A 16,082-nucleotide genomic window follows, 5' to 3' on the forward strand; every position below is an offset into this window, starting at 1 on the left:
CTTCTCAAATGAATGTTTTGTTAATGTATTCGCAATATAACTCACCATTCCCTTTTTATGTTAAAATATATCGCGATAGCTATTCCACTAAACTCCCAATAATCCAACATACAGAGAAAACTGTCACCGCGCTAATCTGCCCGTTGAATAAGGAATGGCGAAAATCATTTCACCTACATAATGTCCCTGTCGGGATTGAGATAAAGTTCTTGTCAAAATAATCGGGAATGGGATAATGTTCTTGTCGCCCGCCATTTAAAATATATTGTTACACATTATATGACGTGTTTTTCCGATCATCAAAAAATAAGTTTCAAAAGCACCCCAATCCGTCATTGTGTTTGTTGTCGGATGACAAGAACATATATCCATTGCCGATCCAGCATGCCCCCATTAACGCAAAACAAGCTGCCGACCCATGCCGACAGCCACGTCCTGTTTTCTTATTGAACTAAAGTTACCCGTTAGTTTAATCCCCTGCAGGTTTTCCGATTATTGAAACCAGAAACTTTTGATGCCCTTCACAAATCAGCCCCTACGTTAGTAAAATACGATGCTCCCAGGTTAATGAATACTATTATAAATGCTTTTAAATTCTTGAACAAAATCAATCGGCAGCATAGGGTCATCAGAAGCGGCTATTCGTTGAAGCTCTTTTAACCAGTTCATTGATTTTTCATCCAAATTTGACACATCGTTTGCTTGATGAAAATAAATATACAGCAATGCATGACGAAGTTTAATAGAATCTTGTAAATATACTATTTCTTCTTCTTGGATTGTATTTTCCTTCAGATAACCTTTCATAAAATGGCGGAAAAACAATTTATAATATTCCGAATTATTTTCAATCTCCTTAAACGGATAAGAAAGTGCATAATACAATGTAATCCCAATATCGTTTACGAAATATGTATAACCGCAATCATCAAAATCGAACAAATAAATGTCTCCGTTATGCAGATAAAAATTACTTTGATGAAAATCAGTATGAGTCAAACCGTATGTATCTTTGGACTTGGGCAGAGAAGTAAGTTTTGTTAATCTTTCTTTTAGAATTGAAATCATTATATCATCAGGTCGAAGGTATTTCTCCGCCTTTAATTGAACTTCTTGGTCCCAGGCTTGTCGTTTAAACGCCGGATTACTCCATTCATAACTCTTTGTGGCATGATGGATTTTCCCTAGAAATTCGCCCCATTTTTCGTAAAGCGATTCATTCCAATCTTCACCCGACACTTCTTTTCCAAGAGACATTTCGTATGAAATGGCTAGGAACGAACCATTTTCTGCAGCAATTTCTTCAACCATATTACCCCTGGTCGATGGAACAGCATTTGAAACTGCCAGTCCTTTAGTCGACAAAAAATTTAAAAATTCAATTTCACCCCGTATATTATTTCTTGATCTTCTAATTGTATGTGAGATTTTTAATATCAAAAATGCATTGTTTTTCTGGTATTCATAAACAAAGCTTTCATAACCGCCCAATAAACGAACGGTGTCATTATTAATGTCATATCGCTTTATTGCTTCGGTAAGGATCTCTTCAGTGAATTGCTCTTTAATTTCTCGTATCACCTTCTATACCTTCTTTCATTCATAATTTAAGTAGTTGCATAATTTTTTCAATCGAAAATTTCGGCGACCACCTGACGGAAGGCCTCCTGCTGACCGCTTTCCAGGTAATTGTCCAGCAGCGCCCCCTCTAAAGGGGTTCTCCTCCGTAATGTGCGTTTCCGAGAAAATACCGGCCAGCTTGTTCAGCTGCTTTACAATCATGCTGTCGACGCGCCGCATCACCTCCTGCCACGATACCGACTCGGAAGAAAGCACGTACGAGACGTGAATCCGCGTCACTTGCGGGTTCTCCCGATCATCTAATCGCACCATTCGTGTATGCTTAAAACCTATACCTACCATATAAAATTCCACTTATTTCCACGATATCCTGCCCATTACGTCAACAAAAAGGAGCAGCGTCGGCCATGCGATCTGCTCCTTGATTATTGAACTATTGTACCCGATAGTTTAGCGCTACGCATGAGCCAATTTAGGTATACAGAATGCAGATAGCTTTCCTAAATCAGAAAGCGACTTAATAAACAAGACATCCTCATGCTTGCCGAATGGTTCTGCATATGCTTTATCAATAATTTGGTCTGGGGTGAAGTGAAACCGAACTTGCCTTGTTTGTCCCGTTGTAATCCGTGAAACCATCGCTTCAATGTCTACCTCTTTGTCGCTAACAATATCATATAAATGCATCAAATCGCCTTCATGCTCAAAAACTATGATGGCATCGTCAGTTCGCGAATAATAAAGGCATTCGTGAAAAACGTTCAAAGCGTAAAATTGAAATAACCCTTGGTTGTTTGTAACACCAAAATGTTTTGAAATTGGTCTACGGGAGCTAAGCTTCAGTTTAATTAAATTCCAATGTTCTTTCGTGGAAACATCCAGTTTTTCCAGTGATATTAGATTATCTATGGGTTCATCAGATATATTTAGGTAAAATTGGTGTTCAGGTAAGGTAACAAATCCAAATTTGGGATAAAACTCGAGCACAGTTCTGTTCGCAAATAAGAAAAACAAGTCGCATGTGCCTTCATATGTATCCAATACATGATCCATCAGTTGTTTTGACAATCCCTTACACCGATGCTCAGGATGAGTCATTACAGTTCCGATCTGAAGAGCCCTTTTGCATTCACCATTAATGACCAAGTTCATTTTACTTACTGAAACATTAGCAATTACCTCGTCATCAGCAACAAATGAGTGGCAAATATAATGGTCGTCCCAGGCACCCTTTTGGTACCATGCTTCGAACTCAATACCAAATACTAGCTTTGAAAGTCGATTGAAGCTTGCTCGGTACTCGTCATGGTGTTTGTAGTCATAACTATGTATTATCATTGAAAAATGTTGTCCTTTCTAAGTAGAATAATTATTTATTACGTGCTCCGCTATGTAATTCCACGCAGAACACTCCCTCAACCAAGCTATAGATAATAGCTTGAGTTTACAATTAATCCCTAGATTTTGGGACGTAAAGAATGCTTATAATTAAGCTAAACTGCCCGTTAGCTTAGTTCAAAAGCAAAAAGAGGACCCACAGCAACAGGCTGAGGGTCTAAGATTGTATATTAAAAGGGGGTCGTAATTTAGTATAGACTTAATTCATTAAAATTGGATGAAAATAAGATTTCAATTCTGTTACACTACAGAACTATTGTACTCCGTTAGTATAATCCCCTCAATACAAAACCCGTTTTTTTTATGTTGAATCGGGTGCTCTTTTTTACTTTAATATTCTCCCTTAATTACAAAAAACGAGCCCCGAATTGTTCCAGCTAGTTTAGACTTCTGCCTAGCAAACTTAAATTTCCCTTCTAACTCCTTTGGTACCTCCATCCCCTCAGAAAGCTTAAAACCAACGGCCCGCTTCTTAGGATCATCAACCGTATACATGACATTGAGCGCAAGACCATCCTCATAAAAGACGTAGGTAAATTGAATATTTTCCACTTGAAAATGCGACGTTTCTAAAGGTTTGGCAGCAAACTCAATGTCACGTTCTTTCAAAATTCGGTTCACATAATCAAGGCTCTCCTGGCTTTCGCTAGCTAGTACAACCGTAAATTCATGCTTGTATTTGTTCATAAAGTAACGGGCTTCATTAGCACGTAAACCAGCAAGCGCTTCTATTACAGGTGATGACTCTAAACCAACCGTAGACACATTCTTGAAATCGACGATATAGGACATTTCCATTTCTCCTCTTATCTCTTTATTTCCTAACAACAGGAATCCACATTTCATCAAAAGTTATTTTGTCACGCATAACTTTGAATGATTACAAAGGTGACGATCCGTATCAGTTTGTTGCGAAACGCGATGAATATTATTATGGCTATGTTCCGAGCCGTTTGCTATTTTCTTATACGTTAACGCCCTGTGAAAAATAGTAGGTGATGTTTTTGTACCGAATGCGGTTACTGTTCCAACACCTTCTCAAGACCGCCACACCATTTACTCCAGCCATACTTCGCTCCACCCAGTGCTGGTTCATTTGAGATTCCAGTTTGTTCGAGATGAAGGTTGACCTTACCATCCCCTAAATCCTGCAGCGTCCAGGTGACCGTGTGCTTCTCTCCGCTCGCCCAAGTATAGGACAACCGATTTGGTTCCTCCACGATAAGCACTTCGCCTTCAATAATCCCATTCCAATATTCGGTCGGCTGAGTTCGAAACTGAAAACGGTGTCCTACGACGGGCTTAAAATCATTCTCCATCGCTTGACCGGTGTGGATGTTGGCCACCCACTTGGCAAGCTTGCTTGAATCGGTTAATGCGGACCAAAGCTTCTCGATTAATGTCGTAAACTGAAAATCCATAGTTAATGTTAAACTCATTCTTCTTCCTCCTCTAATAGTTGTTTTAAGCGCAACATATTCGCACTCCAGAACTTGCTGTAGAAAGCCACCCAATCTTGAATTTCTTTGAGTGGGGAGGCGTTTAGCCTAAATCGCGTTTCTCTGCCGACTTTTCGGTCAAGTACCAGTCCGGCCTCTTTAAGGATTGTAAGATGCTTGGATACCGCTGTACGGCCCATTTGAAACTGTGCCGTTAATTCATGAAGCGGCAACTCCTCTACCTCTGCTAACAGACGAATCAGTCGGCGTCTAGTTGGATCTGCAATCGCGTCAAACACATCCCGCAACCGGTTGTTCTCGCTCACAGCACCCTCTCCCAAATATTATTTTTTCGATAGTAGAAATCTATTGCGGTACGAATGGACGGCCGTTAATTTTAGCACCTCCTTAAAGCATACGGCTCTTCGGGCGCAGCGCCCACGAGGCGATATTTAATGCAGCGTATGAAAGCGGGAGGATAATATAAAACCCGTAATCACCATAATCGTTAGCAAACACATGTGATAAAGTTGCACCCGTCATTAAAAAGAAGATACCAGCGTGAACCCATTCTTTAAGCCGAGGAAAACCCGGCACGACGACAGCGATGGCTCCAAGAACTTTCCAAATCCCAAGAATAGTCAATACGTATAATGGGTAACCAAGATTCGTCACTAACTCGATGTTTCCCTCCAATTGCATCAGTTGCCCGATACCACTTAACATAACAGCTGCAGCGAGCAGCAATGTGACTGTCCAATAAGCAATCATTTTCCCCCTGGGCTGGGCTTCTACTTTCTGGGTTGTTTTCGCACCGATACTCGTACTCATTTGTTTCCTCCTCATAATGGTTTCAAGTGAACCTTATTCAGGTTTCAAATTTTCCAAATGGTTTACTTCTAATCGGACACCATTTGGTGACACTTTGATTATAGGACACCATTTGGTGTCGTGTCAACAATATTTTTATACTCCTCATGAAAACTGTCAATCAGCTATGTGTGTCAACATTTTATGCCATTTGCCTCTTTGACTGCATGTTAAAAAGCCTCGGCGCGATAATGCCGAAGTTTTTTGATCATGACTCAGTTTTGGTGGGCGTCAGGACTGCTTGATTAATCTCATTCGGTTCTAGATAACTGCCCGTTTGTTGAGCAATGAAGCCATCGCTCTCCTCTCATTCTCGTTTTTGTACTCACCATGGGTGTAAAACAGCACACTTGCATAACAAGCTCATCACTCTCCTCTCCTTAGAACTCCGATTGGTGGAATTGGGCAGGAAAGCACCAAATGACAACTCGAATGTAATCAAATGAACATTGGAAACGGGTTTTACTCATGTACATAAAAGCGGACACCCTCCTATAATTCTAAGTAGGCGCTTGCTAAGGCTCAATCGAATTGCAAACGGAGGTAATGAAAGAATGGGCATTCCAGTGAGAAAATCGCCGATTATCCTGCTGCGTTCTTCGTGGCAAGTGGTGAATATCGGGGATATTGCGCACACTCCCGGTGTGTTGGCATTAATTGAAGAGCAGTTTCCTGAGGCGCAGGTCATCTTATGGGCATCGGACGATTTGACCGACCAGGTGGCTGCTATGGAACATAAGCGATTTCCTCAACTTCGTATCGTCAAAGGAAGCATTGGCCCGGATGGAACAATTTCTGATCCGGATCTAGAGAACGCGGTTCAAGCATGCGATTTTCTGCTGCATGGTTCAGGCCCTTGGCTGGTGGCAAGTGAAGATGTTGCAGCTTTTATGAAGCTTACCGGAAAGCCCTATGGTGTATTCGGTATTTCCTATAGTGGTGATGAGAAGGAAAAGGAAGTTCTGAACTCGGCAAAGTTCATTTATTTTCGAGATTCGGTTTCATTGGAGAAGGCAAAGGAGGTCGGTGTTACTTGTCCGGTTATGGAGTTTGGACCCGACGCTGCATTCTCGTGCGATGTACGGGATGACGAGAGAGCGGATGCCTTTTTGAAGGACCACGGTCTGGAGAAGGGCTCTTTTCTTTGTTGTATCCCGAAGCTGAGATACACACCCTATTGGAAGATTCGCAACTCTCCGTATGATGCAGCGAAGCACGCACGTAATGAGGAGATGAAGGAGCATGACCATGCGCAGCTGCGGGAAGCCATCAGTGCCGTCGTTCGGGAGACAGGTCTCAAGGTTCTGATTTGCCCCGAGGACATGACGCAGGTCGCGGTGGGGAAAGAGATGTTGTTCGACAAGCTCCCTGAGGATGTACGTTCGCATGTGGTGTGGCGTCCGAACTTCTGGTTGACCGATGAAGCACTTAGCGTCTATGTACGCTCCGCCGGATTGTTCGGGAACGAGATGCATTCCCCCATCATGTGTATTGGGAACGGCATTCCGGCCATCGTCTGCCGTTGGGCGGAACAGACCTGTAAAGGCTTTATGTGGAGGGATATCGGCCTTGGCGATTGGCTTTTCGATATGGACATGGATGATGAGGTTCCGCGAATCGTCCCGACGGTTCTGGAACTCGCCAGGAATCCGAAAGAAGCAAATGCAAAGGCGATTGAAGCCCTTGATAGGGTGAGGCAGCGGCAGCGAGCTATGATGGATACACTGAAGCAGCAGTTTCAGGAAACTTGAATTGGAGAGGAGCAGAAGATGAAATGAAGAAACAAAGCAATTTCTTTACTTTGGCGAAAAGCTTCTTAATTGCTGTACTCTTAACAACCGTAATCATCTTTACACCGCAAGTTCATCCCGTAAAGGCCAGTAAGGGAGGCTCCCTTGAGACTCCCGTCTTTGATCAGCATTTATTGCTGTCTGCCCTTCAGGAGCCTTATTTGAAATATAAGTTTATGACGCCGGCTACAGAACCGAATTACCTATATGACGGGGGATATGTAGAGGTTTATGATGCAAATGCAGCCTTTTTGTACATATTACTTTATGCATACTATTACCCTAATCAAACAATCAACGGGTATAACGTGACGGAAGAGGTAAGAAAAAGAATTGAATATCTTGTCGAGCCCGGGGCGAGGAACGAGCCTCCTAGCGCCGGAGGCATTACAGCGTATTTGGCATTATGCTGCTGCTTATCAAGCTGTCGTCCTTGCCAAGAACATGCCTGAGGTATGGGATCGTATCAGTGAGGAAGCGAAGCAAAGAATTGATTTGATGATGAAGGCTCAATTAATCTCTTCCAACTTTATTATCAATCCGGTTAACGATCCCAAGACACATGCGACAGGGCAAGCAGGAGGCATCTATTCGAACCCGAATCATTGGGAGAGCTACAATGCGGTCTATCAGCTTGCGCTGTTATACCACGGTTCGTTGGAGGCCGTAAATCATGTACTCGCTACTACGATTCCGGATGAACCCGCTTATCAGGCATTCTTGGAGGAGCTATATGTAAGCGGTTTATTGAACATCTACGATCAGTGGGGCTACCAGCAGGTCAAGGATTTTTATCTTGGAATCGATACCACGACTTTCGATGAGCGGTTTCATGATGAGCCTGGCTATGTTTACGGCGCAAGTCATCCGATCCATGATTGGCAGCAAATCAAGGATCGCGGGAGTATTCCTTTGGAAGAAAGGATCGTTACTCCATATGAATCGTGGCCGATGTTTGTTGGCTAGCTCCCTACATGTATTCTATGTATTCTTGGTGGGAGCATCAACAAAAACAGCCCAAAACTGGAACAATACAGTCTTGCTCTGCCTTTTTCTGTTATTCAACTATCGTGCCCGTTAAGTAAACTGATCTCAAAATCCATTTACCTCTCCAATCTATCACTAAGCAAAAAATCCATCTATCTATGCAACCAATCGTCAGAGTTGCACATTAATTTCTTGTAACAACGTACATAAGACAAACTGAAAATTACATATAAATGCCTATTGATGAAGCTGCGAGGAGGAAAGTATATGATGTTTAAACCACATCCCAATAATACCGCGATTGTAATCACGGACCCGCAAAATGACTTTATGAGTCCTGGGGGGAGAGGCTATCATCTGACAAAAGATAATATTGAGCATAACAACACTATACAAAACCTTGAACTATTAATGAGAACTGCCCTGAATAAAGGATACCAGCTTTTCATTTCGCCCCATTATCTATACCCTCATGATTATGGCTGGCAATTTACAGGAAATGAACAAAGTATGCTATTAGGTCTTCAAATGTATCAAAAGGCAAATGAGTATACACCACCGTCTGTAGGAGCTGATTTTGTTAATTCTTTCAAACCTTATATTTTTAATAGGAGAACCGTGGTTTCAACTCCACATAAGGTTGCTAGCCCACAAACAAATGATTTGGTATACCAGTTGCGACAACATAGAAAAGAGAAGACGATTATTGCAGGAGTGCTTTCCAACATTTGTGTAGAGTCCCATATGAGACATCTAATCGAAAATGGGTTTGAAACAGCCATTGTATACGATGCCACAGCAACAATTAGTGAAAGGGATTTTCAAGCAGCTGTTACGAATTACAAAGCATTTGCCAGTGCTACTTGGACAACACAGGAAGCTATTGCATACTTATAAAGCCTTCACTGCTTTACAGTATCCCCAACGGTTATCTCCTGTACAACTTTCCTGAACAGTTCCACAAGTTGATTAATTTTCAGAAAACGTGGGCTTAAATCGTCGAAACCCCTCTAATCTGTTCGGAGGGGTTAATCGTTTGCGAACCACTATCCATGAAAAGAGCTACTTTCAGTAAGTGACTCGGCGAGGTTCTTCATTAATATCCGTAATTTTGTCATCAACTAGATGCTCATAAAAAGAAACGCCTGCAGCATTCCATAAATTAGTAAAAATCGTGACTGTGATATAACAAATTATATGCCTATTTCCAACATTTTCACCGTTACTTTCTCGACCCTGCCATCCATATCCGTCCCGTCAAACTTCGGAAGCTTCAACTCGCTCACGATTTTTCCGTCACGCATAAACATAATACGCTCCGTCCGTGCCGCAACCTTTGCGTCGTGAGTTACAAACATAACCGAAGTTCCGTCCCCGTTGATTTCGGAAAATATGTCCATAATCTCCTGCGCGGATTTTGAGTTGAGCGCACCCGTGGGCTCGTCGCCGAAGATGATTTTCGGGCTGTTCATAAGCGCGCGGCATATTCCCGTACGCTGAAGCTGACCTCCCGAAACCTGTGTAATGTCGCGTTTTTCAAGCTCCGCTATGCCTACTCTTTTCATAAGTGATCTAGCTTTTCCCGATATTTCTGCGACGTTTTTTCGATTGTCACGCATGGACGGAAGAATAATGTTGTCGAGGATATTCAGATTTTTGAGCATCGTCGGCTGCTGGAAAACAAATCCCATTGATGTTCTGCGTATATCTGAAAGCTCATTCTCAGAGGCCGCCGATAGATCCTTACCGTCAAATACGACCTTCCCGCCATCAACGTTATCTGTTCCGCTTAGTGCAAACATCAGCGTCGATTTTCCCGAGCCCGAAGGTCCCATAACCGCAACGAACTCGCCTTCGTTTATTTCAACGGAAACTCCGTCGAGAACATTACGCTTTTCATCGCCCTCGCCGAAAGATTTTACGATTCTGTCACCAATAATTATATTTTTCATGTGACTACTCCTTTATATGTTCGGATATTTTTATTTGTCCCGCGCGGTATGTGCCGATCGTTGTTGCGATAAGTACCGAGATAATCATCATCAGCGGACTAAGCACATACGCCGAAAGCGGATTAACCGCAAAGTTAAACTTTGAGGCTCCAAACGTTGAGATAACCAGACCCGCCAGCATCTCTCCGAGAGTGTTAGCTAGAAGCGTGCCGAGAACAATTCCGACAATCAGAACGAATACCGAACGCGAAACAAACTGCTTCTTAATATCTGAGTTTGTAAAACCGAACGCTTTCATGACGGCAATGGAATATCTGTCCTTTGCGACAAGCATTTTCATAAATAACAGTGTAACAAGTACCGTTATTACCAGCGCAACGGCAATTGCAGCGTAGGAGGCCATTTCAACGGAGCTTATTGTCGAGCCGAGGGTCTGTGTAACGAATTCATCAATGTCTGAAATCTTTGCAAAATCAAACTTGTCTGCATATTCCGCAACCTTCGCGTCAACAAGGGATTTATCCGAAAGTTCAGCACTAACGATGCTCCACATGATGCCCGCCGAATTGTCGGTGAATACGGCCTTGGCGGTCTTGCCACCGTTCGTAATGTCGGAATAGATTCCGCTTACCGTGAGATCGTTCCCCAGTCCCTCAATCACCAGCGTAATGACATCGCCGACCTTTAGGCTCATCTCATCGGCGTAAATAGTCGAAAGTGCAATTTCGTTTTCTGCCGCAGGTGCTCTGCCTTTGGAATATTCGATAGGAAATATCGAATGGTCGCCGAGTTCAATTTTGATATTTTCCTCCGATCCGTTTTCCATCTTGGCTTTGAATGTTTTTGTTGTAAGGACGGCAACCTTCGAAATGGCTTGATCGCTTCTCATCGTCTCTACGATTTCAGCAACCTTTTCAGAGATATTGTCGATATTCCCGGCCTGTATGCGTAGATCGTAGTTTCCAATCCCCATATAACTGATGAAGCTCTTTGAGGAAATCGTGTTGTACAGGTTCTGGGGAACAATCATGATAAATGCCGATATCACCAGTACCGCAAGCATCGTGGCGTAAAGTCTTTTCCTTGCGAGAACATCTTTGATCCCGAGAAAAATATTCGTGCTAAACAATCTGTTTCCGCTCAAGGTAAAACGCTTTGCGCCCGCGGATTTTTCCTGCGAAGTGCCAAAGCGTATGGCTTCTGCGGCGGATATTTTCCGAAAGCGTTTCAGCACTCCGTTTACATAGGCAATGATGGCAAGGAATACAAGCAATATGCCGATGATTCCTAAAGCCACAGCAAAAGAAGAATTTTCGCTTTCCCCCATATAAAGCCGTATATTTTCAAGAAGCATGCCTTTAAAAACAAAAGAAAGAGCAAACCCGAGAATAGAGCCTGCCGCCGCAATTACCGCGTATTTCGCTAGATAAATCTTCTTGATGTCGGAGATACGCAGCCCTATAGCTTTCATAACACCAATTTCGCGATAATCGTCTTCGATTTTCGCAAGGAGTGTAAAGCGTATGCACATGAACGCGATGGTAACGACAAGCAGGCTTACCAGAAGGATAACCCCAATCATCATCCCGTCGGAAATTGCATTCATCGTTCTAAAAAGCGCATATGTAACCGTTGGCCCGTTCATTTCAAGTCCTGCGGAGGCATACGCCGTTTCGAATGCGCCTAGCGCCGACATATCTTTTAATCTGAACTCAATCAGATACTCTGGACTTCCAAGTTTTTTTATTTCCGCATAGTTACTGCTGCTTACTAGAAATCGCTTTGAGGCCGAAAGCGACGAATTCATTGTTGAATCGCGGAGAAATCCCGCAACGGTAAATTCTTTTCCGCTTATTACGGCCTTGTCACCGATACTTGCAGTGTTATCCTTCATATAGCTTACCGGAACATAAATCTCGCCATCAGATACGTTGATGACGTTTCCGTCAAGATCAAGAAGATAATCGAATTTTCTGCTCTGTACGCTTAAACCGTTGTCCTGAACGCTGTTCGCAAGCGACTTTTCGCCAAATATAAATTGAGCGCCGTCAATGTTCAGAAATTCAACCACTTGGAATTCATCGACATTGTTGTTCTGTTCCGCAAAAGCCGTAAGCCGCGCAGTATCAATGTGACCAGAATGCATCTGCATAAAATGTGGAGTTTTCGCTTGCGTCATTAGAGTATCTAGCGCGCCCGTAAGATTGACGACGAGTATCGCTGCGAGTGAAACAAGCATTGACGCAGCAGCGACAAATATCATGGTCGTCAGTGTTATCATTTTGCTCTTTAGAATGTCATTGCGGATTAATCTGTAATACATAAGCCACCTCTTTTCTCAAGCATTTTGACTGATTTTTAATTAGACAGAATTACCGAATGATTTTCCCGAATTATTCATTGCTCCCTTGATTTCCGCTGCCAAACATCTGCATGACGGACATAAGACTTCCCGTTTCGGCACCAAGCAGCCTTTCTGCGTTGAAAACAAAAGCCTGTATGCGTGAAGCACGCTCCTCGTTCGTCATTTTAACCATATCATCATCAAAAACGGTATTCGCATAAATCACAATCATTTCCATGCATTCATATGGGAACGGCGTGCTGAACAGTCCCTGCTGTGTGCCCTCGCGGATTATTCCCGTCAGTATCGGCGTAATGCCGTTGATTATGACCCTTTGTATTTTCTGATGCATAAGCGCGTTCTGTGGTTTGTGTATGTGCTCCATAATTTCCTTGCTGCTACCGCCACTTATGTTCATTGCCATAACAACGCGGATAATGCGCTCGACTACCGGTATGCTATGGTCTGCAGCAATTTCCTGCGCTGCGCCTAACAGGCGGACATTATACCGCTCAATCAGTGCGTCCATAATAGCTTCCTTCGACTTGAAGTGATAATACAGCGTTCCCCGCGCAATTCCGACCTTTTCGAGAATATCTGTTGTACTTGTGCCGTCAAAGCCCTTCGCACCGAAAAGCTCATCCGCCGCATCAAGTATTTCGTTCCTGCGCTCCTCGGCTTCTTTTACAACTCTCATCTTTACACATCCTTAATATATCGACCGACTGCCTGTCTATAATATAATAGCATTCTATTTTGATTGTCAACATGGTGTGCTAAACTTCGTCAAAAACTGACATTGATTAGAACTTCACCGAAAAGTGACATTTTATAATCATTTTAAAAAACTCTAATTTCAAGTATGAAGTGCACCCCTTATAATGGACATTGGAAAAACCCTCTGTTTCATTACAATTTAGGGGCTTTGAAAAAATAAACGGGACAGGCATGATCCTATATGCCTGACCCATTTATTTTAATTCATCATAATTAATTAGAAAACGGAGCCCGCAAACTCGCGGCGCTCCGTTTTTGTTGTTTCAGAATTTGTTAGAATTAATAATATTCCGCGATAAAAATGAGGGTTTGTTGCAGAATTCGTTAGAATAAATATTTACCTTAAGTATTTTTATATTTCCCCGGCGTAATACCTTCCATCTTCTTAAATATGCGTCCAAAGGTTGTCACATCGCTGTATCCAACATCCTGCGCAATATCGGCCAAGCTTCGATTCTGTTCATTCAGCAGCAACTTCGCCTGATCAATACGAATCCGATTCATATAGTCCAGAATGCCGATTCCGAGCTGCTCCTTAAAAATCTTGGAAATATACCACGGGGTGATGCCAAAGCGGCTACCAATTGCCGAAACGTTCAGGTTGGGATCCGTGTAATTCGTATAGATAAATTCCTTCACCTCGTCGCCAAGCCTATTGGTATTCCCGCCCTTTTGCTTCACAATTAAGCTGCATGCTTCCTGAAAGACCAGAATCATTTCCATTTGCATTTCTTTGATGGAACGGCACTGCATAACACGTTCAATTGGCTTCAGTTTGAATAGTTCCTGCCTATCCCCGCCGGTATCGTTTAATGTTTTCACCACGGTTCCTACCAAGTCAAACATTAAGCATTTAGCGACTTGAACGGAATTCGGCATTTCAAATTTATTGTTCTCGAATACGGTCCCAAGCAAATCTTTCGCCTGATTGAAATCCCCAACTTTAATGAAATTGATAAGCTGTTGTTCTACCCTAGCGGATAGTAATAGCTGCCATTCATGTTTTGTTCTTCTTTGCCGATGAACTGATCGTGAAAGATCGTTCCGTCGTTCCCAATGACCATACCGTATTCCATCGCCTCCATCGCCTCTGTGAACGCGACTGGCAAAGTTGATAACTGATTATGGAATCCGCTGACCGAGGCGGTAAATTCAATTTTCATCTGATCTTGGACAAATGTTAACATTTCGGAGATGAGGTGAAGCTACCCCCACCTCTGTTCCCGCATGCCTTCTAACCTGTGAAACTATCAATCATAACTTTCTCTCTTACGTCATCCAAATCTAAGGTGGATGAAATCCTGCCAATACACGAGCTTGCGTGAGAAAATCAAATCATATCGAGGGAGTTCAATGAGTTGCGTTATTTTATAGGATCACCAAACCGCTGATAATGCACTCTGGACATAATTCAGAGTTTCCTTTTTCCTTAATAGCAATGATTACTTCTCTCCAACTCGGCTTTATCTAGTGATACCTCCGAAATTACAATAAATTGTCTTTTCGTTAACTGTCATAGGTTTTCCTTCATCGCATATTACTGCCCGTTAACATGGCAAGGCTGCCAAATAATCACTGCGTTAACCTTTGAGAAGTAGTTCATTGCACTATCGTATCCGTCGTATTATAGTTCGGCAGGCTGCCGTTAATGTCGGCAGCTTGTGTTATTAAACTCTTGTTTCCGAGGGAGCTTAACGAAAGCTGGCGTTGAAGACCCTAATGTTAGCAAACCATCACCTACTCAGGTACCCTTTTTGGATAGACCTCAATCCAGGCATTTGGCGAAGCGCTCCGTCATTTGGATGCCTCTGTGCCAATCCGTTCCTCCGTCTTCAATCGTCCAGCAAGCCTCAAGCACGCCTCGCACCACGCCCCACATCGCGATTCTGCGAGGATCCAGGTCGAGGCGATTGGCCATAATCGCAATCCGGCTCCGCAGCACTTGCTCACAGTCACCGCCTCGATCCTCGTAGTTAAGCAGATATTGGATCGTATCAAAATGGATGTCGCCGATGATGCCTTTGGGGTCAATGACAACCCATTGCTCTTTTCCTTGGCGAAGGATGTTCTCATGATGTAGATCTCCATGCAATAGGAGATTCTCACTTGTGGTAGTGATGAGATACGCCAGACATTCTTCGGCATTTTCTACCCAGCTCTCTGGCAGTGGCGCGGCAATGTTCACGTCGTCGAATCGATTGCGGTATCGCTCGATTGCCGCAAAGTGCTGCTTCATGGACGGGTACAGACTCCCGGTTGGTGCCGGAAGGTGAAGGCGGCGAAATACTTCGCAAAAGATATCCGTCGCACGCGCATCATCCTCAATTGTCGACAACGGTTCGCCAGGGTCGGCACCCTCCAGCAGGGCTACGCCCCAATCCTCGTCTGCATCAAGCACATGAATCGCCCCCCGGCCCTCATAGGCGCGAAGCACGCTAATTTCCCTAGAAAGCTCGTCCTTCATGAAAGATGATTTAAGGACGACTGGCTTCCCATCACTGAGCTTTGCTCTAAGTACGAAGTTAATGGATAAATTGGAAAATGGAGCTTCCGGGGTAAAGTTGAAGCGCCTTGCACAGTCGGTGATCAGCCCAGGGAGCGCCTCCGACCATGCGACGCCTTGCTCACCATGGAGTTCGTGCATTCTTTCAATAAATGTATCAGGGATCACAATCATGCCATAATTGCTCCTTTCAGTGAAGTAGTCTACTTCGCTCTCGTTCCTATTAGCGCAATCAATTTTATCTTCCTTAGCTTCCTGTTTGCGAACGTAACCACCGAAAAGTGAGGTCTTTTTCTTGGAATCATGGATGACACGGTGTCTCATTAAATCGAAAAAAATATATTGCTTTTTATTCCCAAAAGGGTATTCCTTTAAATAAAAAGCTTTCCCCAGTTGCATACCTGTCAAATTCACGAGATGCAGACTTTTGCACATCCGTCG

At 43.2% G+C, this 16,082-nt stretch carries 17 protein-coding genes; 4 read left to right on the forward strand and 13 right to left on the reverse strand.

The genetic code is table 11. The annotated features are described in order from the left end of the window. Positions 1 to 564 precede the first annotated feature (564 nt). The 7 genes from AC58QD_RS11700 to AC58QD_RS11730 all read right to left on the reverse strand — a co-directional run bounded on the left by AC58QD_RS11700 (position 565) and on the right by AC58QD_RS11730 (position 5,249). Positions 565 to 1,581, reverse strand: a complete 1,017-nt coding sequence (locus AC58QD_RS11700; RefSeq protein WP_497333287.1) for a phosphotransferase enzyme family protein — start codon at positions 1,579 to 1,581, stop codon at positions 565 to 567. Positions 1,582 to 1,596: 15 nt separating this feature from the next. After that, entirely contained in the window at positions 1,597 to 1,923 is a 327-nt protein-coding gene (locus tag AC58QD_RS11705; protein WP_497333289.1) for a hypothetical protein, read from the reverse strand. Between the two features lie 114 nt (positions 1,924 to 2,037). Beyond that, a complete protein-coding gene (locus AC58QD_RS11710; RefSeq protein WP_497333291.1) occupies positions 2,038 to 2,919 on the reverse strand; it encodes a GNAT family N-acetyltransferase in 882 nt (293 codons plus the stop codon). 390 nt (positions 2,920 to 3,309) lie between these two features. After that, positions 3,310 to 3,771: a DUF8821 family protein gene (locus AC58QD_RS11715; protein ID WP_497333293.1), complete on the reverse strand. Its 462-nt coding sequence runs from the start codon at positions 3,769 to 3,771 to the stop codon at positions 3,310 to 3,312. A gap of 227 nt (positions 3,772 to 3,998) precedes the next feature. After that, complete coding sequence (locus AC58QD_RS11720; RefSeq protein WP_497333295.1) at positions 3,999 to 4,418, reverse strand: SRPBCC family protein; 420 nt, start codon at positions 4,416 to 4,418, stop codon at positions 3,999 to 4,001. After that, positions 4,415 to 4,744, reverse strand: coding sequence for an ArsR/SmtB family transcription factor (locus tag AC58QD_RS11725; protein WP_497333297.1), 330 nt, complete (start codon positions 4,742 to 4,744; stop codon positions 4,415 to 4,417). Before AC58QD_RS11725 ends, AC58QD_RS11720 begins: the two co-directional genes overlap by 4 nt. Before the next feature lie 82 nt (positions 4,745 to 4,826). Continuing rightward, the gene (locus tag AC58QD_RS11730; RefSeq protein ID WP_497333299.1) at positions 4,827 to 5,249 is read right to left on the reverse strand and encodes a DoxX family protein; all 423 of its coding nucleotides are present in this window, start codon (positions 5,247 to 5,249) and stop codon (positions 4,827 to 4,829) included. A gap of 593 nt (positions 5,250 to 5,842) precedes the next feature. Between AC58QD_RS11730 and AC58QD_RS11735 the strand changes: the two genes are divergently transcribed. The 4 genes from AC58QD_RS11735 to AC58QD_RS11750 all read left to right on the forward strand — a co-directional run bounded on the left by AC58QD_RS11735 (position 5,843) and on the right by AC58QD_RS11750 (position 8,962). Then, the gene (locus AC58QD_RS11735) at positions 5,843 to 7,039 is read left to right on the forward strand and encodes a polysaccharide pyruvyl transferase family protein (protein WP_497333301.1); all 1,197 of its coding nucleotides are present in this window, start codon (positions 5,843 to 5,845) and stop codon (positions 7,037 to 7,039) included. 23 nt (positions 7,040 to 7,062) lie between these two features. Further along, positions 7,063 to 7,530: a hypothetical protein gene (locus AC58QD_RS11740; protein WP_497333303.1), complete on the forward strand. Its 468-nt coding sequence runs from the start codon at positions 7,063 to 7,065 to the stop codon at positions 7,528 to 7,530. Further along, entirely contained in the window at positions 7,412 to 8,044 is a 633-nt protein-coding gene (locus tag AC58QD_RS11745; protein ID WP_497333305.1) for a hypothetical protein, read from the forward strand. Before AC58QD_RS11740 ends, AC58QD_RS11745 begins: the two co-directional genes overlap by 119 nt. 288 nt (positions 8,045 to 8,332) lie before the next feature. Further along, positions 8,333 to 8,962, forward strand: coding sequence for an isochorismatase family protein (locus AC58QD_RS11750; RefSeq protein WP_497333307.1), 630 nt, complete (start codon positions 8,333 to 8,335; stop codon positions 8,960 to 8,962). Positions 8,963 to 9,258: 296 nt separating this feature from the next. On the opposite strand, the gene AC58QD_RS11755 is transcribed toward AC58QD_RS11750, so the two are convergent. The 6 genes from AC58QD_RS11755 to AC58QD_RS11780 form a co-directional block, all read right to left on the reverse strand. Then, a complete protein-coding gene (locus AC58QD_RS11755; RefSeq protein WP_497333309.1) occupies positions 9,259 to 10,017 on the reverse strand; it encodes an ABC transporter ATP-binding protein in 759 nt (252 codons plus the stop codon). Positions 10,018 to 10,021: 4 nt separating this feature from the next. After that, on the reverse strand, positions 10,022 to 12,340 hold the full coding sequence (locus AC58QD_RS11760; protein WP_497333311.1) for an ABC transporter permease: 2,319 nt from the start codon (positions 12,338 to 12,340) through the stop codon (positions 10,022 to 10,024). Positions 12,341 to 12,410: 70 nt separating this feature from the next. Beyond that, positions 12,411 to 13,058, reverse strand: coding sequence for a TetR/AcrR family transcriptional regulator (locus tag AC58QD_RS11765; protein WP_497333313.1), 648 nt, complete (start codon positions 13,056 to 13,058; stop codon positions 12,411 to 12,413). 422 nt (positions 13,059 to 13,480) lie between these two features. After that, positions 13,481 to 14,053: a helix-turn-helix transcriptional regulator gene (locus tag AC58QD_RS11770; RefSeq protein ID WP_497333315.1), complete on the reverse strand. Its 573-nt coding sequence runs from the start codon at positions 14,051 to 14,053 to the stop codon at positions 13,481 to 13,483. 53 nt (positions 14,054 to 14,106) lie between these two features. Further along, a complete protein-coding gene (locus AC58QD_RS11775) occupies positions 14,107 to 14,301 on the reverse strand; it encodes a hypothetical protein (RefSeq protein WP_497333317.1) in 195 nt (64 codons plus the stop codon). Between the two features lie 602 nt (positions 14,302 to 14,903). Continuing rightward, positions 14,904 to 15,815, reverse strand: a complete 912-nt coding sequence (locus AC58QD_RS11780) for an aminoglycoside phosphotransferase family protein (RefSeq protein ID WP_497333319.1) — start codon at positions 15,813 to 15,815, stop codon at positions 14,904 to 14,906. Positions 15,816 to 16,082 lie beyond the last annotated feature (267 nt).

It is taken from the genome of Paenibacillus sp. J2R1T-4, assembly GCF_059692235.1.

Bases quoted from the DNA above. Each gene is read 5' to 3' on its own strand.
- AC58QD_RS11705 (WP_497333289.1), bottom strand. From the start codon at position 1,923: ATGGTAGGTATAGGTTTTAAGCATACACGAATGGTGCGATTAGATGAT.
- AC58QD_RS11710 (WP_497333291.1), bottom strand. From the start codon at position 2,919: ATGATAATACATAGTTATGACTACAAACACCATGACGAGTACCGAGCA.
- AC58QD_RS11715 (WP_497333293.1), bottom strand. From the start codon at position 3,771: ATGTCCTATATCGTCGATTTCAAGAATGTGTCTACGGTTGGTTTAGAG.
- AC58QD_RS11720 (WP_497333295.1), bottom strand. From the start codon at position 4,418: ATGAGTTTAACATTAACTATGGATTTTCAGTTTACGACATTAATCGAG.
- AC58QD_RS11730 (WP_497333299.1), bottom strand. From the start codon at position 5,249: ATGAGTACGAGTATCGGTGCGAAAACAACCCAGAAAGTAGAAGCCCAG.
- AC58QD_RS11735 (WP_497333301.1), top strand. From the start codon at position 5,843: ATGGGCATTCCAGTGAGAAAATCGCCGATTATCCTGCTGCGTTCTTCG.
- AC58QD_RS11740 (WP_497333303.1), top strand. From the start codon at position 7,063: ATGAAGAAACAAAGCAATTTCTTTACTTTGGCGAAAAGCTTCTTAATT.
- AC58QD_RS11750 (WP_497333307.1), top strand. From the start codon at position 8,333: ATGATGTTTAAACCACATCCCAATAATACCGCGATTGTAATCACGGAC.
- AC58QD_RS11755 (WP_497333309.1), bottom strand. From the start codon at position 10,017: ATGAAAAATATAATTATTGGTGACAGAATCGTAAAATCTTTCGGCGAG.
- AC58QD_RS11760 (WP_497333311.1), bottom strand. From the start codon at position 12,340: ATGTATTACAGATTAATCCGCAATGACATTCTAAAGAGCAAAATGATA.
- AC58QD_RS11765 (WP_497333313.1), bottom strand. From the start codon at position 13,058: ATGAGAGTTGTAAAAGAAGCCGAGGAGCGCAGGAACGAAATACTTGAT.
- AC58QD_RS11775 (WP_497333317.1), bottom strand. From the start codon at position 14,301: ATGAAAATTGAATTTACCGCCTCGGTCAGCGGATTCCATAATCAGTTA.
- AC58QD_RS11780 (WP_497333319.1), bottom strand. From the start codon at position 15,815: ATGATTGTGATCCCTGATACATTTATTGAAAGAATGCACGAACTCCAT.